Raw genomic sequence first — 24849 nt, forward strand, 5'->3', positions numbered from 1 at the left:
CCGGGCTACGGCGGGCGCCAACGGGCCCCGCCTCGACCTGAACGGCAGCGCAACTGCCATTTTTTCTGGGCCGGTTGGCCCGCCACTCCGCTCAGGGCATTCGAAGCCCGCTCACGTACTTCCCGGAGACTCCACCATGCGCACCACGATCGCTGACGCAGACAGCATGCCCCTCGTCCAGGAGACCACCGAGGCTCTCCGCGCCGCATTCCGTCAGCACGGACTCGACGTCCCCAGTCTGTCTGTAGCCCTGGACAAGGTGGAGCTGGGCGAGGTCACCGTCCCCACCGCCGACCGGCTCGCCCGTCTTCTGGCTGCACCGGCGCAAACGACCGAACGGAACCTGGAGGAATGGTCCGAGGTGCGGCAGGTCATGCGCCGTCTCGGCGCGGCCTTCGCAGCAGTGACCGGCGGCGGCTTCCTCGATCTGTACTTCCACCACGACTGTGTCCGCTGCGACAGCGACGCCTCCCTGGCACTCAGCCCCATCGACGCACAGGCCGCGCGAGGTCTCCTGGCCGCTCTCCGATCGCGAGCATGACCACCCCGGCCGCCGTACCCGCTGAAGGAGGAAGCCGTGTTAACTCCACCTGTCTATGTGGACTTTGAACGCGCGTATCTGGATGTGCTCGGTCATCTGGTGGATCGGTTCGAGTACCGGAATGCGCCGCGTGGGAACGTCGCCCGTGAGCGCGTCGGTCTCAGTTTCCAGATCGCCGATCCGCGTGCGCGTCTTCCGTATCTGGCCGAGCGGAAGGTCAATCCGGTCTGGCACTTCGCCGAGGCCCTGTGGTACCTCGCCGGTCGCAACGATCTGGAGATGCTGGCGTACTACGCGCCGCATGTGCGGCAGTTCTCGCGTGACGGTCGGACGATGGGCGGCTCCGCGTACGGGGCGCGTATGTTCAACCCGCCCACGCCCGGCGGCACATCAACGTTCGACCGGGTCCTGGAGCTGCTGCGTACGGAGCAGGACAGCAAGCGGGGCCTGCTGCCGATCTTCACGGCCGATGAGCTGGCCGTGGTCGACAACCCCGACATGTCCTGTGTGGTCGCCCTGCACCTCCTTGTACGCGAGGGCCGGGTCCACATGGTCTGCTACATGCGGGCCAACGACTGCGACCGTGGGCTGCTGTCCGACACGTTCTCCTTCACGATGATCCAGGAGTTCGCCGCCGTACAGCTCGGTCTCGAACTGGGCACCTACACCCATCACATCGGCTCGGCGCATGTCGGCGAGCGCGACGTCCCGCGCATCAGGCGGGTCCTTGCCGAGGCCGAATTGGCCACGTCGAAGCCGCGGTTCCCGTTCCCGCGGATGCCTGCCGGCACGTCCTTCTCAACCATCTCCGACCTGCTCGTGCACGAGGAGAGACTGCGCACCGGCCGGGGCAGCCTGCAACCGCAGGAGATCGCGTTGCTCGGCTTCGACCCGTACTGGCAGCAGGTGCTGCTGCTGTTCGAGGTGCACCGCCAGATTCGCCGCTGCCCGGCGGACCCGGTCGAGGAGAGCGTTCTGGGCGCCCTCGACCCCGGTTTTCGCTGGCTGGTGGGTCACCGCTGGCCCAAGCGCATGCCCGATACGGGAGCGCGGTCATGACGACGCCCGGGAAGCCGTCGTGGAGCGGCGGTGTGGTCGACGGCGTCGACTGGGACCGGTGGACGGTGATCCTCTGCAAGCCGGACTGCGCCGAGACCGGCCTCACGGACCGGGTCCTTGAGCGGATCGCCGCCTGCGGCGTCAGTGTCCTCGGCAGGCTCGACCTGACCGCGAGGGCGTGGCAGGCCCACGTGCACTACTGGGACCTGCTGGTGGACGCCGACTGGTTCACCGGCCGCGACATCCCCGCAGCGCTCGATGTCCTGTACGCGGACAAGCCGGTGACCGTCGCCCTCGCCCACGGTGATGCCGGTATCCACGGCAGGGTGCGGGACCTGCTCGGTCACTTCGACCCCACGCAGGCCGCCAGGGGCACCATCCGCGGGGACCTCGGCCGCGACAGCCTGGAGGCGGCGCTCGCCGGCGGCCGGCTGGTGAACAACCTCGTGCACACCTCGGACGATCCCGATTCGGCGCGCCGGGACTTCGGCACCTGGTACGGCGCCCGCCGCCGCAGGCTGCTCACCCCACCGCAGCAGCACCTGCCGCACCAGCGTGCGGCAGCCGAGCACCCGCTTCGCCACACCCCCGACTGGAGATCCGCATGAACAATTCCGTTGCCCCGTTACGCCGTGCTCTGCCCATCCTGTCCACCGAGAAGATCGGCGGACTCAAGCCGGGACTCGCCGATGTGATCGAGTACCGCAAGTCCGGGTTGTCGCTGAACTGGATCGTCGGCTGCCCGCTGGAGTGCGGATACTGCGTCCGGCACCTCTTCGACAACTTCGACATGAAGACCCCCCGGCGCCTCATGAGCGACGAGGAGGCCGTCGCCCGCCTCGTCGGGCACCCGTACTTCCGGGCACACAAGACGCCCGTCCAGCTCCTGAACCGGGCGACGGACCCCATGCTCCCCATCGTCAAGCCGCACGTGTTCAACGTGCTGCGGGCCCTGGACGAGCAGGGCCTGACCAACCACGTCCTGATCATCACCCGGTGGCGGGTGACGCCCGAGGACTGCGCGATCCTCAACAGCTTCACCCACCTGCGCCTGACCGTCCTCGTCACGCACTCCAACATCGCCAACCCCGCGATCGAGCCCGTCGACTCGACCATTGCCGCGCGCAGCCTGCGCACCCTGTACGAGCACGCCGAGCGCTACCGCACCGTCCTGTACTGGCGTCCGATCGTGCCCGGCCTCAACGACTCCACGGCCGACATCGAACGGGCACGGGAGTTGTCCCGGCACGCGCACGCGACGGTCTTCACCGGACTGTTCTTCCGCGAGGAGATCGCCTCCTACTACAAGGCGCACGGGCTGCCGATGCCCTACGACGAGACGGCGCGGCGGAAGATCATGCCGGAGGTCGCCGAGCAGCGGATTCTCGATGCCTTCCAACAGGACGGCACGTGGGGGGCGTTGTTCCGAAAGACGAGCTGCGGGGTCGCGTACGCGCACGGAGAGGCCGACTACAACGGTCACTTCGGTGTCCGGGAGTTGTGCGACATCTGCCCCGAGGACCAGATCGCACGGTGCCGGGCCGCGTGGGTCAAGCCGGATCCGGTCACCGTCACGGCCGAAGCCCGAGCACTCGGTGCGACCGGTGTGGTGGAGGTCAACGACCGTGCCATCGTCGTGGAGGGACTGGACGAGCCGCCGCGCTACTTCCTCCAGCACGGCTTCGGCTACCAGTGCCACGACCGCACCAAGCCCCATCACCGCCGCCAACACGGCCGGGCCCCCATCGGCTGGACGGCGGAGAACGGACCCACCCCCGCATGAACTTCTCCTCCTGGCCCCCGCTGCTCGTGGTCGACGTCGAAGGCAACGGCGCCAACCCGCCCGACCTCGTCGAAGTCGCCGCACTCCCCGTACGCGAGGGACGGCCCGACACCGGCACGGCGGGTGCGTGGCTGACGAAGCCCCGGCACCCAGTGACCCCGTTCGCCGCCCGCGTCCACGGTCTGACGAACGAGCGCCTGGAAGATGAGCCCGGCTGGGAGGAGATCGCCGACCAGGTCCACACGCTCATGGGCACCTCGTGGATCTGCGCGCACAACGCACATGTGGACCACCGGGTGCTGTCCGCGCACCTTCCGACGTGGCGGCCGGCCGGAGTCCTCGACACCCTCCGCCTGGCCAAAGCCACCCACCCCGGCCTGCCCAAGTACACCCTCGACGCCCTGATCGAACACCTCCGCCCGGACCTGACCGCGGCCCCGGCACACCGCCACCGCGCCACATACGACGCCTACGCCACCGCCCAGCTCCTGATCCTCATGGCCGACCACTACGACACCTGGGACCAGCTCGTCGCTGCGGCCGTGCCGCCCGGCCTGCCCGGAGCCCCCGAACCAGAAAAGGACCCCACCCTGTGGTGACCACCCCTCAGCCCATCCGCATCGGCGTCATGGGCACCCACTCCACCGGCAAGACCACCCTCCTCAAACGCATCGAGATGGAACTACGCGCCCACGGAATCCCCGTAGCCCGCACCGGCCAACTCGGAAAACGAGCCGCACTTGCCAGCCTGCCCAAGATGCAGCATCACACCGCCGCCTCCACCGAGTGGATCATCACCCAAGGCATCGCCGACGAAATCGCCGTAACCGCCCACCCCAATTCCGAACCGATCCAAGTCGTCCTCGCCGACCGCGCAGCCTGGGACGCGCTCGCCTACTTCCACGCCGCCGAGGAATGGCGACAGGAATCCCCCAACCCTCTGGAACGAGAACGACTACGCCTCCTCGCCTCCACCCAAGCGTCGAAGTACCACCTGCTCCTCGCCACAGTCCTCGACCCGGCACTACCCGTCGAAAGCGAAAACGACTACGACCTCCGCTACCGGTCGCTGGTCGACCACCACACCCACACGTTCCTCACCGCGCATGACATCCCACATCAACGCGTCACCAGCGACCCCAACAGCCAAGCCCGTGCCGTCGAAGACGCGCTCCAGCTCTGCCTCAACCAGGCCACGCCATGAGAGGCACGCCGCTAGCCTCGCCGTTTCAGTTGGGGTTGCTGGGCGGCTGAGCGAGGTTGTTTGAGGCTGGGTCGGCCGGTGGGCATGGTGAGGGCCCGACGCGGGGTCGGGTTCTCCGAGGTCCTTGGGTTGAGGTGGGCGGGGGTGGTGGGTCAGCCGGCGGGGCGGGGTAGTGCGGCCAGTCGGTGGAATGCGGCCGTGAGCTCGTGTCGCCAGGGCCAGGTCGCCGATATCCGGAGGCGGAGGCGGCGGCTGCCCCGGGTGATTCTGGCGGCGACGTGCAGGAGCCGGTATCGGAGTTTCTTGGGTTCGGCCGTGGCGAGTTCGCCGTCCAGGAGGAGGGTGCGGGTCCAGGCAAGGAGGTCGATCGCCGCGAGGCTGAGTTCGAGCCAGGCGGCGTTGACGCCGAAGCGGCGGGAGGGGAAGCGGCCGAAGCCGGTGGTCTTGCCGCACCGGATGTGGTCTTCGACGGTGGCGTGCTGGCGGTGGCGGACCTCCAGGAACTGGGCGGAGCCGGAGGTGAACGGGGTGTCGGTGAGAAAGACCTGGTGCCGCATGCCTTCGTCCTGGTCGAAGAGTGAGAGCTGGGCTCCGGGGTGGGGATGTTCGCGGCGGACGATGATGCGGGTGCCGTCCGGGTAGCCGGCAAGGTCGGTCATGCCGGTCAGTTCGGCGACCTCGGCGGACTCGCGGAGGGTGCCGTCCTGGTCCAGGGCGGGGTGCCAGACCTGCTCGGGCAGGGCCCGGATCGCGCGGCGGACTGGTTCGGTGACCGCGTATCCGACTGAGAAGAAGGTGCGGATTCCGCGTGTTCGCAGGTCTCGGATGTGGCTGAGGAACGCTTTCGCGGATCCGGCGCTGTCGGTGCGGATCAGGATGTCGGTGCCGTGCCGGTGGGCGTCGGGGATCTGCGCGAGAGCGTCGTCCAGAACCGCGATGTGATCCGCGGCCGTGTTGGCTCCGGAGTTTCCGGGCCGGAGGCGCCCGGACATGGCCTCGCCGGTGTTGGCCAGGAAACACAGCAGGGGGTGGAAGCCGAAGCCGCCTTTGTAGGTGGGTGCGGCCTGGACCTTCTCCGAGTGGCAGGTGATCAGCGTGGCGTCGATGTCCAGGACCAGTCCGGGCACTTCCCGCCCGCCGGCTTTCGCCGCCGGTATGCCGCAGCGGGTCTCGGATGCCTGGAGCCAGGCCACTTCCCGAGCCTGAGCCCGGGCTGAGCGCAGGCGGCCCAGTACGCGTTCATCGACGGCGGCCAGCACCCGCCAGGCAGTCGGTGTCGAGGCGATGGGGCCGAACACCTCGCGCTGGTCGCGCAGGACGGCCAGATCCGTGATGGTCTCGCCGCCGGCAGCCACCATCACCGCGAGGTCGGTAGCGATCCGGCCCGGGTCATGACCAGTACCGCGTGGCCGGAGCGGTCCGAGCGCGGTGGAGTACGCGCTGGTCAGTCCGGTGACATCGGCGAGATCAGCCAGCAGCCGTGCCCCGGCATGACCGATCACCCCCGCCCCGTCAGCAGAGACATGAAGCCTGGGACGCGAACCGATACCCTGCACGCAGAAAGTGCCTTCCACCTGGACCGACAGAACCCCTCGACAAGGTTCATCGTCCCAGCTCGGAAGGCACTTTCGCGTTCACGGCCAGCAACTGGTCGCACGCCAACTGAAACGGCGAGGCTAGCAGGCACCATCACCATCGCCGGGAAGACGGTCTCCCGCCTCGGACTCGGCACCATGCGTCTGACCGGGCCCGGCACCGGGGGCGACCCCGGCGACCGCAACCGGGCCCTCAGCGTGCTCCGCCAAGCCGATCACACCCACGGCATTACCCGGTAGCGAGGCCCGAGCCTTCCATTTCACCTGGGGCTACGAGGCTTTAGATCAAATGCAGTCCTCACCCGACCGCCCTTTTACCGGCTCGATTCGCTCCATGCCGGACAGCAGATGGAGAATCTAAAAGGCTCCTAGAATAGCCCTACTGGGCCGACGGGCGCTGCGCAACGACGGGATTCAGATCGGCGGCTTCGTCATATCCAAGTTCAATCAGCCGTGTCCGCAGTGCTGAGAAGTTTTCATCGGGGCGGCCGACGCTCAGGGTACGCAAGGCGTTGAGTGCCACGCGGCCGATGTGGTGCTGTTCCCACAGTTCGCCGCGCCCCTGAAGCAGCAGGAGGATTCTGGTGCTGGCCCCTGGAATTGGGACGGTTTCACAGCGGTCGGCGACCTCGATGGCGTAGTCGATTACGCCCTCAGTGGTGATGAGGGTCTGGGCGGTGAGCGACGACCAGGTCCTGTCGGGGAGGCCGGTGACGAAGGCCCAACGCCCGGTGCATCGAAGCACTTCGACGGGTACGACATCGCGACGAGCGTCAAGGAGGGCCTGCCAGAACTGGACCGCCAGGGCCATCTGAGGTGCGTCGGTGGGGCTGTCCTGCACCAGGAATGCCATGTCTTCGGCGGCCTTGCTCAGGACACCGGGTTCCTCGCGCAGCGCTGTAATGATCGTGTCAATGTCATAGCCTCGCTGGCCTTCCAGCATCCCCGTGAGCAGGCTCGCGACCGCATTTTCGGCGCCCCGCAGTGCAGCAACGATGATGTCGTCGCGCAACGTCCGATGCAACCACGGTGTGGTGTAGCGAGCGTATTTGAGCGTGACGTCCACAGCGGCCGGTCCAAATCCGTGGTCGCGGAACAATGCGTCGGTCCTTCGATTGAGCCAGTCTTGGGCGATGAGTTCCAGACGCGGACGCTGCGATGCCAGGATCGCCCGGTGCTCCATGCCGACCGGGCCAGTGACGTCGAGGAGATGGTCAAGGGTGTCGAGGAACTGTGGCCGGACTGCTGCGGCATTGCGGTGTTCCCAGTGGGCGAGGGAGAGCACTGCCTGCAGCCCTCGTCCGCTGGCAGTGTTGATTGCTCTGTGGAGAGGGTCGTCCATGGCGGAGTCGCCGGTACGCGGCAGCGAATCGAGGGCGGCCAGCGCCAACGACCACACGGTGTCAAGGTGCTCGGCGAAGAGTGCACCATGATCGGCCAGCGCGGAAATCAGGTCGACAGTGGCCGAGTCGACACGATGCCAGTCCGGTTCGAAGTCGAAATCGTCGTTGCCGAGGACTGTCGGGGTCCATCTCTCGGACGTTGCGAGGCAGGCTGCGGTGATGATCTCCACGCTTCGGGGAAGGATGTCGGCCGCCCTTTCGGTGAGACCGCGAAGGTAGTGCAGGACGTAGACGGGTTCGCGCAGTGTCTCGACCACGGTGACCGCATCTGCTGTCCACGCATGAGGATCCGCAGCGACGACGCTCTGGAGGACGCGGGCGAGCTCGCGGGCGCCATTCATCCGTAGGTCGCTGTTGTTATCTGGACGCCATCCGGCGACCAGGCGGGCCGCATCGAGCACGGACAGAGCCGTCAAGTCAGCGCTTTCGTAAGCTGATTGTCCCCACTTTGCTTGAAAGACGGGAATCCTTTGGCTGAATGCTTCCGGACCGATCTCACCGTGCCGGGCAGAAACCGATGCAATCGGTACCTGCCACCGCGTGAGCAGGCACCCAGGCAGGATCGCCGACCATCGCCAGGCTTTGGCCCAGTCTGCTGGCAGCAAGGCGGGGTCGTCGGGCGGGTCCGAAGGCGATCCGAGCGCATCGGTCCACAGAGCGAGCTGGGCGTACTCAGGGTTTGAGGCAAGCACTGCGGCGACAAGGTCTTGGTCGTCACCGGTGGCCGTCTGTGACGCCAAGCGCCGCGTTACGTGGTCGATCTTTTCCTTGACCGGGATGTCATTGGCCAGCGCCAGAACGCGGCACGTGAGGCGTTCCCCGATCTCGCCGGAGATTTCGGCGAGCGAATCGAGCAGCCGCCGGCTCGGCACACCGAGAGCGTGTGCACGAACCACGATCCGCGCGAGGTAGTGAGAGATTACGACCAGGAGGTGACGATCGTCTTCGCCGAGGTTCGAGCTCAACCTGGCGATGTCCGGAATGAACCAGACGGCGGAGGGCTTCTGGGCGGCGTGCCGCAGCTTGGCCGCGACCATCCGGACTCGCCTCTCAGCGTTGTTCGGGGTCATTCCGGATATCAACTGGTCTAGCAGCAACCGGTAGTAGTAACTGTCGCGGTCCCCTGGATCTCCGTTGAGCACGACGTTGGCAACGCGCTCGACGACCCGGTCTGCAGGTTCGGCCCGTCTGACCGCGCTGGCCGCGAGCGATCGTACGGATGTGTTGTCCGGGTGCGCCGTGGCGACGTCGCCGACGATCCTGTGGCCGGCAGGTCCAAGTTGCACAGCCAGGGTAAGCAGCTTGAACCGGGCCTCCAACCGTTGACTGCCTGGCAGTTGCTTGCAGTCAGCCAGTAGTAGCTGCGCCAACTCGGCAACCACTGAAGGTGTCGTGCGACCGAGCCCATGTAGCAGGCCGACCACCGGCCATGACTCCTTACCGTCAGGCGGCGGCACCACACCGGCCCTGTACAAGGGAACCAGCCACGCCGAATCAACCAGATGCGTGAAGAACACTCTGAGGTGGTGCGGGTTCGACGCCAACTCCCGCAAACGATCGATCTGGTCAGGACTCCGCCATGTTTCTGCGGCCAACTCCCGAAGCGCTAGCACGACGGTGTCCGGGGGCGAGAACATGCGGACGAACCATGCCAGCGTCCGCTCGTAGAGATCGGCAACAGAGTCCAGCGCCGTCTCTTGATGCAGTCCCTGACTCGCTGTCCTGCGGAGACGCTTGTACTCGCCGATCGGATCGAGGCCGCCGAAGAGAGGTTCGACACCCGACTTGTCACGAAGGTAGCCGAGCAGTTTGGCCTCGTGGTAGGAGTTGCGATCCTGCTTTTTTGTCGTGCTCCGCATCACCATGCCGAACGTCTCCAGCGAGGCAACGTCGTCGTTGCCGGGCTGAGCCTGCTCGCGTTCAAACTGGTCCCACGCCTCAACGACCAAGGGCAATCCGCCGGGGGCGGGAGTACGTCCGGTCACCACCGCATCCAGTGCCTCGCGCAGGTTATACGCGGCGCTCTCCGCCAGCCTTAGTCCAGTCTCATCATGAACCGCTTGCGCGATCAGAACAGCCGCGGTCCGCAGTGCCGCCACGGCCTTCTTTCCCCGGTCAGACAGCTCAGCTACAACCCCATCGGCTACGTCCGGTGGCAAGTCGAGCAGTGAACTTTCGGAATCCTCGCTCATCGTCACAATTCAGTGTCTCAGGCGACCGTGCTGGTGGCCCTCTGCTGAGAAGTTCGAGGGCTCCTATTACTCCCGCTGGCGCTTCAGCGGACACGGTGTACCGAAGGGCCTCATTGTCCGCAATGACGCCCTTCGGTGTGTGATTGCAGTTGTCAAGGACGGGCTTCGGCTTCGTGGGTGCTGCCATGGTTCTCCTTTCTGTGCTGGTCCTCGTTTGGGGTGAGGGGCTGGCGGGGGAGAGGCTTCCAGATGGCGAGCGAGTCGATCTTTGGGTTGGGATTTCGTTCGTGTGGTCGGCGCGGCACGGAGCTGACGTGGATGCGACACCGGCGAAGGTGCCAGCCTGACGAGCTATTTGGGGGTCCGATCAGATACAGGTCTCCACGCCAGCCATGATCTGGACGGCGCTCACCTGCGAGGCCAGACAGCAGCGTGGTGTGGTGCTGTGCCAAGAGCCAGGCGGCGGGGTGCGAGTGGGGCCGATCTCGGTCCACTAGCGTCGTAGGCTTCTGGTCATGCGACGAGTGGTCTTCGACTCCAACGCCATCGACCAGATAGCTGAGAGTGTTGGCGCCTTTGAAGCGCTCAAGACGGCGGTGACGGCGGGTGACCTAGAAGTGCTCTACACCCATGTCACGATGGACGAACTCACGGCGATCCCCGACCAGGAGCGTCGATCTTGGCTTGTCCTGCTCATGGCGGACCTTGGCCGATTGGTCCCTACGGGATCTGCGGCCGTGGACTTCTCGCGGGTCAACTTCTGTCGGGTCGGAAGCGATGCGGACGAGGACCTCATGGACGCACTCAGGTCAGGAAACATCAAGCATACGCGCGATGCCTTGATCGCCTCGACTGCCCGATATGAGAAGTGCGCGCTCGTAACCAACGAAAGACGGCTCACGGGCCGGTCGCGCGAGTGGGGCATCGACGTACTCAGTACGCGTGAACTGCTATCTGAGTTCGGCGTCACCTTGTCTTAGGCGGGCGGCACCGCAGAGCCCTCGACTGCCACGGTATTGGCATATTTTCGAGAGTGTTCACTGTCAACTGGGCTTTCTCGCAGAGCAGTTGGGTGCGCCTTCGCGTTAGTCTCGCGCCATGTCTACACGTCCCCGATTCCACCCTGACGATGGGCGCCCGCGCTACACCGGCCCCGCAGTCGTCACCTTCCCTGACGGCTGCGAAGCGCCTGTCACGGTCTCCCTTGTGCTTCGCTACGACCCCAGCCGCTCGGACAACCGCGAGTCTGACCGGGACAGCACTTGGGCCGGCAGCGTCACACGGGCCGACGAGTCGTCAGACGTCGACCTCTTTGACGCGCGCCTGGAATTCTCCGCATGCCCGACGGGCGCGAGAGCGAGTTCATGGCCACCAGCGGGCCGCGCGAGTCCGGCTGTTCCGGATTGGGCCCCGCCCCGTTCGTCGCTTCCCAGGCAGGCGACTGTGCTTCGCAATGCCACGAGGGCGCCTAAGGGAACGTGATGCACTAGCCTCGCCGTTTCAGTTGGCGTGCGACCAGTTGCTGGCCGTGAACGCGAAAGTGCCTTCCGAGCTGGGACGATGAACCTTGTCGAGGGGTTCTGTCGGTCCAGGTGGAAGGCACTTTCTGCGTGCAGGGTATCGGTTCGCGTCCCAGGCTTCATGTCTCTGCTGACGGGGCGGGGGTGATCGGTCATGCCGGGGCACGGCTGCTGGCTGATCTCGCCGATGTCACCGGACTGACCAGCGCGTACTCCACCGCGCTCGGACCGCTCCGGCCACGCGGTACTGGTCATGACCCGGGCCGGATCGCGACCGACCTCGCGGTGATGGTGGCTGCCGGCGGCGAGACCATCACGGATCTGGCCGTCCTGCGCGACCAGCGCGAGGTGTTCGGCCCCATCGCCTCGACACCGACTGCCTGGCGGGTGCTGGCCGCCGTCGATGAACGCGTACTGGGCCGCCTGCGCTCAGCCCGGGCTCAGGCTCGGGAAGTGGCCTGGCTCCAGGCATCCGAGACCCGCTGCGGCATACCGGCGGCGAAAGCCGGCGGGCGGGAAGTGCCCGGACTGGTCCTGGACATCGACGCCACGCTGATCACCTGCCACTCGGAGAAGGTCCAGGCCGCACCCACCTACAAAGGCGGCTTCGGCTTCCACCCCCTGCTGTGTTTCCTGGCCAACACCGGCGAGGCCATGTCCGGGCGCCTCCGGCCCGGAAACTCCGGAGCCAACACGGCCGCGGATCACATCGCGGTTCTGGACGACGCTCTCGCGCAGATCCCCGACGCCCACCGGCACGGCACCGACATCCTGATCCGCACCGACAGCGCCGGATCCGCGAAAGCGTTCCTCAGCCACATCCGAGACCTGCGAACACGCGGAATCCGCACCTTCTTCTCAGTCGGATACGCGGTCACCGAACCAGTCCGCCGCGCGATCCGGGCCCTGCCCGAGCAGGTCTGGCACCCCGCCCTGGACCAGGACGGCACCCTCCGCGAGTCCGCCGAGGTCGCCGAACTGACCGGCATGACCGACCTTGCCGGCTACCCGGACGGCACCCGCATCATCGTCCGCCGCGAACATCCCCACCCCGGAGCCCAGCTCTCACTCTTCGACCAGGACGAAGGCATGCGGCACCAGGTCTTTCTCACCGACACCCCGTTCACCTCCGGCTCCGCCCAGTTCCTGGAGGTCCGCCACCGCCAGCACGCCACCGTCGAAGACCACATCCGGTGCGGCAAGACCACCGGCTTCGGCCGCTTCCCTCCCGCCGCTTCGGCGTCAACGCCGCCTGGCTCGAACTCAGCCTCGCGGCGATCGACCTCCTTGCCTGGACCCGCACCCTCCTCCTGGACGGCGAACTCGCCACGGCCGAACCCAAGAAACTCCGATACCGGCTCCTGCACGTCGCCGCCAGAATCACCCGGGGCAGCCGCCGCCTCCGCCTCCGGATATCGGCGACCTGGCCCTGGCGACACGAGCTCACGGCCGCATTCCACCGACTGGCCGCACTACCCCGCCCCGCCGGCTGACCCACCACCCCCGCCCACCTCAACCCAAGGACCTCGGAGAACCCGACCCCGCGTCGGGCCCTCACCATGCCCACCGGCCGACCCAGCCTCAAACAACCTCGCTCAGCCGCCCAGCAACCCCAACTGAAACGGCGAGGCTAGCCCCGATGGGGACCGTTCCCCTGCGCCCGCTGAACAATTTCTTGAGTGGACTGACAGCACTGCGTCCCGCACTCGGATGAGAGCGAGACGCAGACGCGGCCCTGGCGCTTCGCTGGATTCCAGAACCGTCAGCCGATGTCAGGTACCTCGATGAGCCACCCTTGCTCGAAGCCTGCGTCACGGCGGAAGAACGAAGCGAAGTGACGGAGGACGGCATACCCGGCGTCGCGGTCTTCAGCTGATCGGGTCGGCTGAACGAACGCCTCTGCTCGACCAACGATGTACGTGAAGCAGCGCTCCCATCCCTCGTGGCCGGGAAGCCCCATTCGGGCTGCACACTTCTGCTGTACGAAGGCGAGGAGCTGGGGCCAGTCCTCGTTGGCGCGCTGGTCAGCTGTGGACGCCAGATCGATGGCATGCCCGGCGGTGGCGAGACGGTGTGACAGCGCCTTCGCTCCGGCCACCAACTCGCGTTGATCGTCCGGCAGAGCTGCCATGTCGAAGTTTTTCAACCGCCCGTAGGTGATGAGGACGACCTCACCGAATGGGCCGTCCTCCAGATACTTCTCCTCGTAGCCCTGGGTTTGTCCGGCTGCGGTGAGCGCTCGCCACACCTCGATACGGATGGCGTGGTCACCGAAAAGGTCTGCGACGCGATCGGGGATCTTGAACATGGTTCTCCCGCTCGTTCTGGCCCCGCGCCGGCTTCAAGTGTACGGACAAAGGGTGTTCGGCACTCCAACCTGCCGCAGGACCCCACCATCCATACGGCACCTCTTGGTCCGCAACTGCGTCACCGACGGAACGACCTCGTCGCATCGGTCGAAGTAGGGCCGCTACGGTCATGCCTCTGTAGAACATCTTTGGGGGGACAGATGCGTGTGCGTGTCGCAATCACGGCGGCCATCCTCACCCGCACTCTCGTCGCATGCTCAGGACGCGGCGACGACGCGAAGCCGAGCGCCGCGACTGAGAGCAGCCTCTTGCGTGGTTGCAGTTGCGGCTAAAGGGCGGCTCTCGGATACCTGCCGCCGCACACAGCGACCGAACAAGCCGACGAGGGCCGCTACCCCGGCAGTGGGGTAGCGGCCCTCGCAGTGGTTCTGACGTCGCGTCAGGGAATCGGTCCGGTGGTGCACACTCGGTGCACAAGGGGGTGGAAAGCGAGCGGTCACTGTGAGAACTGGTGAGAAGTGTTCTCGCAGGTCAGCGCCTGTTCGTGAGCCATCCGCCCAAGTGGCCGGACCCCGCGGTTTAGAGGTCGAAGTACAGCTCGAACTCGTGCGGGTGCGGGCGCAGTTGGATCGGGGCGATTTCGTTGGTGCGCTTGTAGTCGATCCACGTGTCGATCAGGTCCGGCGTGAACACGCCGCCCGCCTGGAGGTACTCGTTGTCGGCCTCAAGGGCGTCCAGTACCGCCGGGAGCGAGGTCGGGACCTGGGCCACGCCCGCGTGCTCCTCCGGGGCCAGTTCGTAGAGGTCCTTGTCGATCGGCTCCGCCGGCTCGATCTTGTTCTTGATGCCGTCGAGGCCCGCGAGGAGCAGCGCAGAGAAGGCCAGGTACGGGTTGGACGACGGGTCCGGGGCGCGGAATTCGACGCGCTTGGCCTTCGGGTTGGAGCCCGTGATCGGGATGCGCATCGCGGCCGAGCGGTTGCGCTGCGAGTAGACCAGGTTGACCGGGGCCTCGAAGCCGGGGACCAGGCGGTGGTACGAGTTGACCGTCGGGTTCGTGAACGCCAGCAGCGACGGCGCGTGCTTGAGGATGCCGCCGATGTAGTAGCGGGCGGTGTCCGACAGGCCCGCGTAACCCTGCTCGTCGTAGAAGAGCGGGTCGCCCCCGGCCCACAGGGACTGGTGGACGTGCATGCCGGAGCCGTTGTCGCCGAAGATCGGCTTGGGCATGAAGGTCGCGGTCTTGTTGTTGCGCCAGGCGACGTTCTTCACGATGTACTTGAAGAGCATCAGGTCGTCGGCCGCGGCCAGCAGCGTGTTGAACTTGTAGTTGATCTCGGCCTGGCCGGCGGTGCCGACCTCGTGGTGCTGGCGCTCGACCTCAAGGCCGACGGCCTCCAGCTCCAGGGAGATCTCGGCGCGCAGGTCGGCGAAGTGGTCGACCGGCGGGGCCGGGAAGTAGCCGCCCTTGTAACGGACCTTGTAGCCGCGGTTGTCCTGGGTCGAGCCGGTGTTCCAGGCGCCGGCCTCGGAGTCGATGTGGTAGAAGCTCTCGTTCGACGTCGTGTTGAAGCGCACGCTGTCGAAGACGTAGAACTCGGCCTCCGGGCCGAAGTACGCGGTGTCCGCGATGCCGGTGGAGGCGAGGTAGGCCTCGGCCTTCTTGGCGATGTTGCGCGGGTCGCGGCTGTACTGCTCACCCGTGATCGGGTCGTGGATGAAGAAGTTGATGTTCACCGTCTTGTCCCGACGGAAGGGGTCCACCCGGGCGGTCGACAGGTCGGCGCGAAGCGCCATGTCCGACTCGTGGATGGCCTGGAAACCGCGGATCGACGAGCCGTCGAAGGCCAGTTCGTCATCCGGGTTGAACGCCTTCGCCGGGATCGTGAAGTGCTGCATCACGCCAGGCAGGTCGCAGAAGCGGACGTCTACGAATTTCACGTCCTCGTCCGCGATGAACTTCTTGGCCTCGTCGGCGTTCTGGAACATCCAGCTCCTCCTCCTCCCGTCCCGGCGAGGGGCGGGGGTTTATCGCTACTGGTCGTGTGGCCAGTGCGGTGGCACACGCAGGACCCGACCATAGGTATGCGGGATTTCTCAGGCATGACCCGTTTGTTTCGCCGAAGTTAACCGGGCTGGGTGTGTGCCGTTCCACAGACAGGCCACCGCGGCCGGAATCGACCGGCCGCGGTGGCCACCCCTGGACCCCGCACGCGTACACCCGCGCAGTACCGTGGTCGGGTGGACAACAGGCAAGCAATCGGATCATGGCTCTCCGGACCGCGCGCCGCGGCCGAGGACATGGGCGCGGACTTCGGATACCGGGGCGAGGGCCTGGGTCTGCCGAAGGAAGGCCCCGGTTCCGCCGCCCCGCTCGGGCGGCGTTTCGGCGCGCTCTTCCTCGACTGGGCGCTGTGCATGCTGATCGCGTACGGGCTCCTCGCCGACACCCCGCAGTCGGCGAGCAACTACGCGCTCGGCGTGCTCCTCCTCATGAACATCCTCACCGTCGGGACGGTCGGCTCCACCGTCGGCAAGCGCGTCTTCGGCCTGCGGGTCGTCTCCGAGAGCCGCGGCCGGCTCGGCTTCGGATGGGCCCTGGCCCGCAGCGTGCTGCTGTGTCTCGCCGTACCCGCCCTCATCTGGGACCGCGACGGTCGTGGGCTGCACGACCGGCTCGCCCGCGCCGTACAGGTACGCATCTAGGCCGTGTCCGCAAGCGCGGGCACGCGTAGGAGAGGGCGGCGTGGAACTCGCGTTCCACGCCGCCCTCACATGTGTCCGAAGACCGGAGAAGACCGGTCAGCGCATCTTTCCGCCCCGCGGCATCCGCATGCCCTTCGGCATGGGGCCCTTCGGCAGCGGCATGTTGCTCATCAGGTCGCCCATCGCCCGCAACCGGTCGTTGGCCGCCGTCACCTGCGGGCCGGAGAGCACCCGAGGCAGCTTGAGCATCGTCGTACGGACCTTCTTCAGCGGCACCTGGCCCTCGCCGTCGCCGACGATGATGTCGTGCACCGGCACATCGAGGACGATGCGCGCCATCTTCTTCTTCTCGGCCGCCAGCAGGCTCTTCAGCCGGTTCGGATTGCCCTCCGCCACCAGCACGATGCCGGCCTTGCCGACCGCGCGGTGGATCACGTCCTGGCTGCGGTTCATCGCGACCGCCGGGGTTGTGGACCAGCCGCGGCCCACGTTCTCCAGTACGGCCGCCGCCGCTCCCGGCTGGCCCTCCATCTGCCCGAAGGCAGCACGCTCGGCGCGGCGTCCGAAGACGATCGCCATCGCGAGGAAGGCCAGAATGAAGCCCAGAATGCCCAGATAAATGGGGTGACCGACCAGAAAGCCGATCGCGAGGAAGACACCGAAGGTGACGATTCCCACACCCGCGACGACGAGACCGACCTTCTTGTCGGCCCGTCGGGTCATCTTGTAGGTAAGAGCGATCTGCTTCAGTCGCCCAGTTTCCGCAGCAGTGTCTGCCTTTTCCTTCCTCGCCATGAGCCGAAGTTTACGTGGCTCGGGAAGCGCGGCCCGACACGGCCTCCAGTACGTGCTGCGCCTCGACCCGGTCCTGTGCCCTGCGGCGGTCCGCCAGGACGGCCGTCCAGGCGTTCCTGCGGGCCGTGCGCTGGCCGCCGCCGAGGAGGAGCGACTCCATCGCGCGCAGGGCGTGGGAGACGGAGGGCAGGGCGGTGGGGCGGGTGGCTGCCGCCATCACCTCGGTGACGGGTCGTACCGGCGCGGCCTGCATGGTGGCTGTTCCCCCTAGGAACGAGTGCGGGTGGAGAGGAGGCGGGTGCGTACTGACGAGGGTTACCCACCGGTGTTACCAGTGCGTGACCAAGCGGTCAAACGGCCGTGAATGCCCGGAGCCGGGGCACCGAACGGCGCCGCGGCCCGGACGCCGCCCCGACCTGCGGGGAGCGTACGGGCCGCGGCGGTGCGGCCGTTACTGCTAAGTAGTCGCTTGTGCTCGGATTCACACAGTGGGCGCGCTGAACGCGCGGGCACAAGCCGCCGGATTCACACCGGCTGGCGGACCGTCTGAGCGCCGCGGCGCTCCATCGCCTGCTGGAACAGCCGCCCCGCGCGGTACGAGGACCGGACCAGCGGCCCCGACATCACACCGGAGTAGCCGATCGCGTCGGCTTCGTCCTTCAGCTCCACGAACTCGTGCGGCTTCACCCAGCGTTCGACGGGGTGGTGGCGCGCGGAGGGGCGCAGATACTGCGTGATCGTGATCAGTTCGCAGCCCGCGTCGTGCAGATCGCGCAGCGCGTCGCTGATCTCCTCGCGGGTCTCGCCCATGCCGAGGATCAGATTGGACTTCGTGACCAGACCGGCCTCGCGGGCCCGCGTGATGACGTCGAGGGAGCGCTCGTAACGGAAGCCGGGACGGATCCGCTTGAAGATCCTGGGCACCGTCTCGACGTTGTGCGCGAGCACCTGCGGGCGCGAGGAGAAGACCTCCGCGAGCGCGGCGGGCTCCGCGTTGAAGTCGGGGATGAGGAGTTCGACCTTCGTACGGCCCGCCTGGCGCTCGGCCGTCTGCGCGTGGATCTGGCGCACGGTCTCCGCGTACAGCCAGGCGCCGCCGTCCTCAAGGTCGTCGCGGGCGACGCCGGTGATCGTGGCGTAGTTCAGGTCCATCGTGACGACGGACTCGCCGACCCGGCGCGGCTCGTCGCGATCCAGCGCCTCGGGCTTGCCCGTGTCGATCTGGCAGAAGTCGCAACGCCTCGTGCACTGGTCGCCGCCGATGAGGAAGGTCGCCTCGCGGTCCTCCCAGCACTCGTAGATGTTGGGACAGCCGGCCTCCTGGCACACGGTGTGCAGACCCTCGCTCTTCACGAGCTTCTGCATGGCGGTGTACTCGGGCCCCATCTTCGCCCGGGTCTTGATCCACTCGGGCTTGCGCTCGATGGGGGTCTGGCTGTTCCGGACCTCCAGGCGCAGCATCTTGCGTCCGTCGGGTGCGACAGCGGACACGTCCGGCACCTCTCTCTGCTGGCGCGGCATTCGAATCTTCGGCGAACACCAGAGTACGCCCGTTGATTGCTTGGTACTGCGTGGCCATGGCGTCGCATGGCATTGGGCCAACCGGTGGCCGGCGCAGGGCATTCCCCGCCGGCCGCGGCGGTGACGGCCGGGGAGCCCGGCCGTCGGGGTCGGTCAGGCGCGCGCCGGCGCGACGGCCCTGGCTTCGGCTCCGGCTCCGGCCCCAGCTTCGGCTCCGGCCTCGGCCTGGGCGTCGGCCTCGCGGGGTTTCGGCTCCGCCTGCTCCAGTACGTCCCGCAGATGACGCTCCACCACGGGAAGCACCTCGGCGACCGTGAGGTCGTGACCCAGTTCGTACGAGAGCGACGTCACGCCCGCGTCCCGGATCCCGCACGGCACGATCCGGTCGAACCAGGTGTTGTCCGGGTTCACGTTCACCGAGAAGCCGTGCATCGTCACGCCCTTGGCGACGCGGATGCCGATCTGGGCGAGCTTGCGGTCCTCGCGGCGCTGGCCCGCGTTGGACGGCGCGTACTCGGGGCCGTTCAGCCGGGGGTCGAACTCCCCGTCGTTCACCCGGGGATCGAAGTCCAGCGACAGACCGCCCGCGCCGCCCGGGGACGGACGCTCCTCCACCGGATCGCCGAGCACCCATACGCCGCTGCGGCCCTCGACACGCGTCGTCGCCACGCCGAATTCGGTCGCCGTACGGATCAGCGCCTCCTCAAGACGGCGTACGTGCGCCACCACGTCAACGGGACGCGGCAGCTTCAGGATCGGATAGCCGACGAGCTGGCCCGGGCCGTGCCAGGTGATCTTGCCGCCCCGGTCGACGTCCACCACCGGAGTGCCGTCCAGGGGGCGCTCACTGTCCTGCGTACGCCGCCCCGCCGTGTAGACGGGCTGATGTTCGAGCAGCAGGCAGGTGTCGGGGATCTCGTCCGCGAAGCGGGCCGCGTGGACGTCGCGCTGCCTCTGCCACGCCTCCCGGTACTCGACGGCGTCGCCGCCGAACCCCAGATGGACGAACCGCAGCTCACTCACGGCATTGCCTCCCTCGCTATGTGCCCGGGATCAGGGGGGTGTCCCACGACAGCCGGGCACGGTGCACATATCGCGCCTCAGCCACTGTACGGCCGCGTCCCGCGCGGCGGTCCGGCAGGCCCGAAGGGCTCTCAGGGCCTTGCCGCGCCCGTACGCGCGTCCCGTCAGCCAAGCCCGCAATCCTCACACGATCGGATGAATGTGGGACGAACGTGACGGCGCGGGCAGCTCCGACCGCTAAATTCACGCCGTTCCATGAGGGCTGCTCCCGGGGCCCGGAAGGCAGGAGACCGTACAGCTGATGTCGGAACGACCTCCGCAGCGCATCCCCAACCGCCAGCTCGCCGCGCTCATCGCAGAAGCCGGTTTCTCCAACGCAGGTCTCGCCCGCCGGGTGGACCAGCTCGGGCTCGAACACGGCCTCGACCTGCGGTACGACAAGACGTCCGTGACCCGCTGGCTGCGCGGCCAGCAGCCACGCGGCACCACGCCCGCACTGATCGCCGAGGTCTTCACCCGCAGACTCGGCCGACGGCTCTCCGCGCAGGACCTGGGGCTGGACGCCTGCGCGCCCGTGTACGCCGGGCTGGAGTTCGCGGCGACCCCCGAGGAAGCCGTCGACATCGTCGGCGGACTCTGGCGCAAGGACTCGGGGAGCCACGCGGAGCTGCGCAAGATCGCGTTCACCCCGGCGGGGCTCGTCGTGCCGAGCCGGGACTGGCTGATCGGCCGCGCCGACGAACGGGTCGGGCACGACGGGCCGGCCGCGCCGGTGGCCGCCGAACCGGCGCGGATGCCGGGACAGCCGGCCGGCCACCAACTCGCCGCCACGGGGCCGGGCACGTCGCCGGGCACGGCGTCGTACGGCACACCCTCCTACGGAAGCGGTGGCGCGAGCCGTACGGGGGGCGGCGCGGGCGTCCGGGTACCCGCCCAGGGCCGCGCCACGGTGCCCCGCCAGGCGGCCGTGCCCGCCGGCGTCCCGCCGGCCCGCCGGCAGACCGACCGCGTCGCGGGCCAGCGGGTCGGTGGCGGGGACGTCGCGGCCCTGCGCTCCGTCAGCGAGCTGTTCCGCACCCTCGACCAGGCGTACGGCGGCGGCCACGCGCGGCAGGCGCTCGTCCGGTACCTGGAGCACGAGTGCGAGCCGATGCTCCGCGGCGTCTACGGCGAGACCACCGGGCGGCGGCTGTTCGCCGCCGCGGCCGACCTGACCAGGCTGGCCGGCTGGACCTCGTACGACATCGCCGCGCACGGGCTCGCGCAGCGCTACTTCGTCCAGGCGCTGCGGCTGTCCCAGGCGGCGGGCGACCGGGCGTACGGCTCCTTCGTCCTGATCACCATGAGCCGCCAGGCCGTCTACCTCGGGCACGGCCGCGAGGCGGTCCAGCTCGCCCGCGTCGCCCAACAGGGCGTCGGCTCCGCCGCGCCGCCCGTGGTGCAGGCGCTGCTGCACTCCGTCGAGGCGCGCGGGCACGGCGTGCTCGGCGAGGCACGGGCCTGCACCGCCTCGCTCGTACGGGCCGAGCGCGCCCTGGAGTCGGCCCGGCCCGGCGACGAAGTGCCGCACTGGGCACGCACCTTCGACGAAGGGCAGCTCGCCGACGAGTTCGGGCACAGCTACCGGGACCTCCAGCAGTACCGCGCGGCCGTCCAGCACGCGGAGCGCTCACTGCGGTTACGGTCACCCGCGTTCGCGCGCAGCCGGCTCTTCTGCCGGGTGGTGGTCGCCTCCTCCCGCCTGGGACTCGGCGAACTGGACCAGGCGTGCGCGCTGGGAGCGGAGGCGGCGCAGCAGGCGACGGAGATCCGGTCGGCCCGCGCGGTGGACTACGTACGGGACTTCGAGCGGCGCCTGGAGCCGTACCGGGACGCGGCGGCCGTACGCAAGTACCGCGACCGGATCGCGGCGTTCGGCTGACCGGGCCGGGCCGCGCGGCCGTACGGGACGCCCTGGGCGCGCCCCTACGCCGCCGTCGGGATCTGTACGGGCCCGTGGCCCGGTCGTACGCCCAGGTCGTCCAGGATCGCGTACGCGGCCCTGCGGCCCGACGAGAGCGCGCCCTGGACGGTGCTCGTGTCGCGGTGGTCGCCGCACACGTACAGACCCGACAACAGCCGCACCTGACGGCGCAGATCGTGCGGCGGCGGCATCGCCGGGACCGCCTCCGGGTCGTGCTGGACGGCCAGCAGCTCCCAGTCGGTGGTCGACACGCCGTACAGCGTGGCGAGATGCGCGCGGACCGCGCCGTCGAGTTCCGCCCCGGGAGGCGGCGTACGGAGCCCGAGCACCGTCGAGGAGATGAGCGTCCGGCCGGCCGGGGCGCGCGACGGGTCGACCGCGCTCATGACCGCCGTGTGCGCCACGGGGCCGCCGCGCCGGTCCCCGTCCAGGAGCAGAGCGGGGTCGGTCAACGGGGGTGTGGGAGCCGCGTGGTGGAGGACCGTCACGGGGTGGAAGTCCGGCACCCGCAGGCCCGGCAGCAACTCGGCGGCGGCGCGGGCGCCCGTCGCCACGAGCAGCGAGCGGCAGGTGATCTCGCCGTGCTCCTTCGTACCGACGGAGCTGATCGACGCGTTCGTCACGCACACACCCGTCCGCACCGTGCCGGGCGGCAGCGTGGCCGCCAGCAGCTCCGGCAGGGCGGTGGCGCCCCCTTCGGGGACGCACAGCCGACCGCGGGCGAAGCTGCGCAGCGCCAGGTCGGCGCAGCGGCTCGACGTGGTCAGATCCGGATCGCACAACAGCGCGGACAGCAGCGGGCGTACGAAGCCGTCGACGGTCCGCGCGGGCAGGCCACGCGCCGACAGCGCGGCGAGGGCGGGGCGTTCGGGGCGGGCCAGCAGCCGGTTCACCGGGGTGGTCGCGAGGCGGCCGAAGGCCGCGTGGAGACGGGCCTGGTCGAGCGCGTTGCCCAGCGGGGGCCGGGAGCCCGGCCGTGTGACGGCCCTGGCCCCGGGGACGCGGGTCCGCGCCCTGGAACGCGGGGCGCTTGCCAGGGCGCGTGCGGCGGTGAGTGCGCCCCGTGCGCTCCCCGCGGTGACGGTGACACCCGCGCGGTGCCACCGGCCCTCGCTGTGGACGAGCACGCCCGGCGAGAACGTCCGTAAGGAGGCGTCTCGGAGCGCCGGGGTGCGGAGCAGTTCCGGGTACGAGGTGTTGAGCAACTGGCCCATGCGGTCGAGCCGGAAGCCGTCGAGATGCTCGGTGGCCATCCTGCCGCCGATGTAAGGGGCGGCTTCCAGGACGGTGACTGTTACGCCGGCGCGGGTCAGCTGATGAGCTGCCGACAGGCCGGCGATTCCGGCGCCAATGATGACGACGTCCGCGTGATGTTCAGTACTGAGCACGTGCCCCTCCCCGAGGTCGGCGCGGCTGCGGTCCTGGGCTCCTGCCCCGACCCGCTCGGGGAATACCCGAGTGCGGGTCGAGACTAGGAAGGGAACCGGATGTTCGCAGTCGCGCAGTGGCGGGGGCATGGATGCGTGTGGGGCGCACGCGTTGCCGTCCGGCGGTTGCGGGGGTGCGTTTGCCGGTTCCGCCCGGTGGTCGTTGTCCGCAAGCGCCGGACGGGCTTGTTGGTCGCGGTTGTCGGCTGCCGGTCAGGGTGAGGGCCTGCGGGTGGGTGTGTCCGGACGGCGTGATTTACGCCGCGTGCAACGCTCGTTGGACCCGACGACCCGGAGACCAAAAACGAACACCAGCCCACAAGGCCCGGACCCGGCAACCCGCAGACCCCGCTACACCCGCGACGCCGAAGCAATCGATTCGTCGATCCCCGGGAACGCGAACGTGAACCCCGACTCCAACAGCCGCCCCGGCAGCACCCGTTGGCTGCCCAGTACATCCTCCGAGAACTCACCCAGCACCACCTTCAGGGCCACGGACGGCACCGCGAAGACCGTCGGCCGGTGCAGTACTCGCCCCATCGCCGCCGTGACCTCACGGTTCGTCACCGGCTCGGGGGCGGTGAGGTTCACCGGGCCGGACAGGGACTCCGTGTCGATCAGGTACCGCAGCGCCGCGACATGGTCGTGCAGGGAGATGAAGCTCCAGTACTGCCGCCCGTCGCCCAGCCGACCGCCCAACCCCGCCCGGAAGACGGGGAACAGCCGCCCCCACGCGCCGCCCTCGTGGGCCACCACGAGCCCGGTGCGGGCGAACACCGTCCGTACGCCCGCGTCCGACGCGGCAGCCGCCGCGTCCTCCCACTCGACGCACACGGAGGGCAGGAACCCCTCGCCCGGTGGCGCCGACTCGTCCACCGGGCGGTCGCCGGTGTCGCCGTAGTAGCCGATGGCCGACCCGCACACCAGGACCTTCGGCGGGGTGTCGAGGGACGCGACGGCCTCGGCGATCGCCGCCGTACCGAGGACGCGGCTGTCCCTGATCTCCTTCTTGTACGCGTCGGTCCACCGGTGGTCCGCGACCCCCGCGCCCGCGAGGTGGACGACGGCCTCGCAGCCGTACAGCCCGCTCACGTCGACGTACTGCCGGGACGGGTCCCACTGGACCTCGTCGCCCGCCCGGGAGGGATGCCGGACCAGGCGGACCACCTCGTGCCCGTCCGCTCGCAGGGAGCGCGTGAGCGCCGTGCCGATGAGCCCGTTGGAGCCGGTGATCGCGATCCTCATGAATCCATCCTGCCGCCAGGCGCCCCTGTGGGACAGTTGGCGCCATGCCGGGACCCCACATACGTGCCGCTCTTCCTTCGGACGACGACGTCCTGAGCCGCCTCGACCACGACACCTGGTCGTTTCTGCACGCGGTGACGCCCAGGCAGGAGCCGCCGTTCGAGCCGTTCTTCGACACGCGCCACCTGCCCGCGGACTATCTCGTCGCCGAGCTGGACGGCCGGATCGCCGGCTATCTGCGGATGGTGCCGCCCACCCCGCTGGCCTGCAACGCGCACGTCCGGCAGATCCAGGGCCTCGCCGTGCACGAGTGGGCGCGCGGCCGGGGTGTGGCGCGGCTGTTGCTGCGGGCGGCGATGGAGCGGGCGCGCGCCGAGGGTGCGGTGCGTATGACGCTGCGCGTGCTCGGGCACAACAAGCCGGCGCGGGCGCTCTACGAGGCGGAGGGCTTCGTGGTGGAGGGCGTGCTGCCGGGGGAGTTCTTCCTGGACCGGAGTTACGTCGACGACGTGCTCATGGGCCGTTCGCTGGACGCCTGAGGGCGGGGCGAGCGGGACGGGGCG

General features: G+C 68.5%; 20 protein-coding genes and 1 pseudogene. 11 read left to right on the forward strand and 10 right to left on the reverse strand.

What is annotated here, in order from left to right:
• The first annotated feature begins 136 nt into the window (after positions 1-136).
• Genes OG700_RS29550 through OG700_RS29575 form a run of 6 tightly spaced genes read left to right on the forward strand, consistent with a single transcriptional unit; the run spans position 137 to position 4587 of the window.
• A complete protein-coding gene (locus OG700_RS29550; RefSeq protein WP_405618835.1) occupies positions 137-541 on the forward strand; it encodes a hypothetical protein in 405 nt (134 codons plus the stop codon).
• 36 nt (positions 542-577) lie between these two features.
• Complete coding sequence (locus tag OG700_RS29555; protein WP_405618837.1) at positions 578-1600, forward strand: thymidylate synthase; 1023 nt, start codon at positions 578-580, stop codon at positions 1598-1600.
• Positions 1597-2208 carry a nucleoside-diphosphate kinase gene (locus tag OG700_RS29560; protein ID WP_405618839.1) on the forward strand — a complete coding sequence of 204 codons (612 nt, stop codon included), beginning with the start codon at positions 1597-1599 and terminating at the stop codon, positions 2206-2208. The genes OG700_RS29555 and OG700_RS29560 overlap by 4 nt, the downstream gene beginning before the upstream one ends.
• On the forward strand, positions 2205-3383 hold the full coding sequence (locus OG700_RS29565) for a radical SAM protein (RefSeq protein WP_405618841.1): 1179 nt from the start codon (positions 2205-2207) through the stop codon (positions 3381-3383). Before OG700_RS29560 ends, OG700_RS29565 begins: the two co-directional genes overlap by 4 nt.
• A complete protein-coding gene (locus tag OG700_RS29570) occupies positions 3380-3982 on the forward strand; it encodes an exonuclease domain-containing protein (RefSeq protein WP_405618843.1) in 603 nt (200 codons plus the stop codon). Before OG700_RS29565 ends, OG700_RS29570 begins: the two co-directional genes overlap by 4 nt.
• Positions 3979-4587: an AAA family ATPase gene (locus OG700_RS29575; RefSeq protein WP_405618845.1), complete on the forward strand. Its 609-nt coding sequence runs from the start codon at positions 3979-3981 to the stop codon at positions 4585-4587. Before OG700_RS29570 ends, OG700_RS29575 begins: the two co-directional genes overlap by 4 nt.
• Before the next feature lie 152 nt (positions 4588-4739).
• Here the strand turns inward: OG700_RS29575 and OG700_RS29580 are convergent, their stop codons facing one another.
• Together OG700_RS29580 and OG700_RS29585 are read right to left on the reverse strand one after the other, a co-directional pair.
• Positions 4740-6161 carry an IS1380 family transposase gene (locus OG700_RS29580; RefSeq protein WP_405608350.1) on the reverse strand — a complete coding sequence of 474 codons (1422 nt, stop codon included), beginning with the start codon at positions 6159-6161 and terminating at the stop codon, positions 4740-4742.
• Positions 6162-6561: 400 nt separating this feature from the next.
• The gene (locus tag OG700_RS29585; protein WP_405618847.1) at positions 6562-9777 is read right to left on the reverse strand and encodes a hypothetical protein; all 3216 of its coding nucleotides are present in this window, start codon (positions 9775-9777) and stop codon (positions 6562-6564) included.
• 515 nt (positions 9778-10292) lie between these two features.
• Between OG700_RS29585 and OG700_RS29590 the strand changes: the two genes are divergently transcribed.
• Together OG700_RS29590 and OG700_RS29595 are read left to right on the forward strand one after the other, a co-directional pair.
• The gene (locus tag OG700_RS29590) at positions 10293-10757 is read left to right on the forward strand and encodes a hypothetical protein (RefSeq protein WP_405618849.1); all 465 of its coding nucleotides are present in this window, start codon (positions 10293-10295) and stop codon (positions 10755-10757) included.
• Positions 10758-11369: 612 nt separating this feature from the next.
• Positions 11370-12790: pseudogene (locus OG700_RS29595) on the forward strand (IS1380 family transposase).
• Between the two features lie 269 nt (positions 12791-13059).
• Here OG700_RS29595 and OG700_RS29600 read toward each other — a convergent pair.
• Together OG700_RS29600 and glnA are read right to left on the reverse strand one after the other, a co-directional pair.
• Positions 13060-13605 (reverse strand): hypothetical protein, encoded by a 546-nt coding sequence (locus tag OG700_RS29600; RefSeq protein WP_405618851.1) that lies wholly within the window; start codon positions 13603-13605, stop codon positions 13060-13062.
• 580 nt (positions 13606-14185) lie between these two features.
• On the reverse strand, positions 14186-15595 hold the full coding sequence (glnA, locus tag OG700_RS29605; protein WP_405618853.1) for a type I glutamate--ammonia ligase: 1410 nt from the start codon (positions 15593-15595) through the stop codon (positions 14186-14188).
• A gap of 252 nt (positions 15596-15847) precedes the next feature.
• On the opposite strand from glnA, the gene OG700_RS29610 reads away from it, so the two are divergent.
• Entirely contained in the window at positions 15848-16312 is a 465-nt protein-coding gene (locus OG700_RS29610) for an RDD family protein (protein ID WP_405618855.1), read from the forward strand.
• A 96-nt stretch (positions 16313-16408) separates the two neighbouring features.
• On the opposite strand, the gene OG700_RS29615 is transcribed toward OG700_RS29610, so the two are convergent.
• The 4 genes from OG700_RS29615 to lipB all read right to left on the reverse strand — a co-directional run bounded on the left by OG700_RS29615 (position 16409) and on the right by lipB (position 19651).
• Entirely contained in the window at positions 16409-17107 is a 699-nt protein-coding gene (locus tag OG700_RS29615) for a DUF4191 domain-containing protein (protein ID WP_405618857.1), read from the reverse strand.
• A 10-nt stretch (positions 17108-17117) separates the two neighbouring features.
• On the reverse strand, positions 17118-17360 hold the full coding sequence (locus OG700_RS29620; RefSeq protein ID WP_405618859.1) for a hypothetical protein: 243 nt from the start codon (positions 17358-17360) through the stop codon (positions 17118-17120).
• A gap of 272 nt (positions 17361-17632) precedes the next feature.
• Entirely contained in the window at positions 17633-18598 is a 966-nt protein-coding gene (lipA, locus tag OG700_RS29625) for a lipoyl synthase (RefSeq protein ID WP_405618861.1), read from the reverse strand.
• A 183-nt stretch (positions 18599-18781) separates the two neighbouring features.
• Entirely contained in the window at positions 18782-19651 is an 870-nt protein-coding gene (gene lipB, locus OG700_RS29630) for a lipoyl(octanoyl) transferase LipB (RefSeq protein WP_405618863.1), read from the reverse strand.
• 301 nt (positions 19652-19952) lie between these two features.
• Between lipB and OG700_RS29635 the strand changes: the two genes are divergently transcribed.
• Positions 19953-21572, forward strand: coding sequence for a regulator (locus OG700_RS29635; protein WP_405618865.1), 1620 nt, complete (start codon positions 19953-19955; stop codon positions 21570-21572).
• Positions 21573-21616: 44 nt separating this feature from the next.
• On the opposite strand, the gene OG700_RS29640 is transcribed toward OG700_RS29635, so the two are convergent.
• Positions 21617-23131 (reverse strand): FAD-dependent oxidoreductase, encoded by a 1515-nt coding sequence (locus OG700_RS29640; RefSeq protein ID WP_405618867.1) that lies wholly within the window; start codon positions 23129-23131, stop codon positions 21617-21619.
• Between the two features lie 261 nt (positions 23132-23392).
• Positions 23393-24286: a TIGR01777 family oxidoreductase gene (locus tag OG700_RS29645; protein ID WP_405618869.1), complete on the reverse strand. Its 894-nt coding sequence runs from the start codon at positions 24284-24286 to the stop codon at positions 23393-23395.
• 44 nt (positions 24287-24330) lie between these two features.
• Here OG700_RS29645 and OG700_RS29650 point away from each other — a divergent pair, with 44 nt between their 5' ends.
• Positions 24331-24825 carry a GNAT family N-acetyltransferase gene (locus OG700_RS29650; RefSeq protein WP_405618871.1) on the forward strand — a complete coding sequence of 165 codons (495 nt, stop codon included), beginning with the start codon at positions 24331-24333 and terminating at the stop codon, positions 24823-24825.
• The last annotated feature ends 24 nt before the right edge of the window (positions 24826-24849 follow it).

Origin of the sequence: Streptomyces sp. NBC_01508 (assembly GCF_045040315.1) — a bacterium.
Lineage (GTDB): Bacteria > Actinomycetota > Actinomycetes > Streptomycetales > Streptomycetaceae > Streptomyces.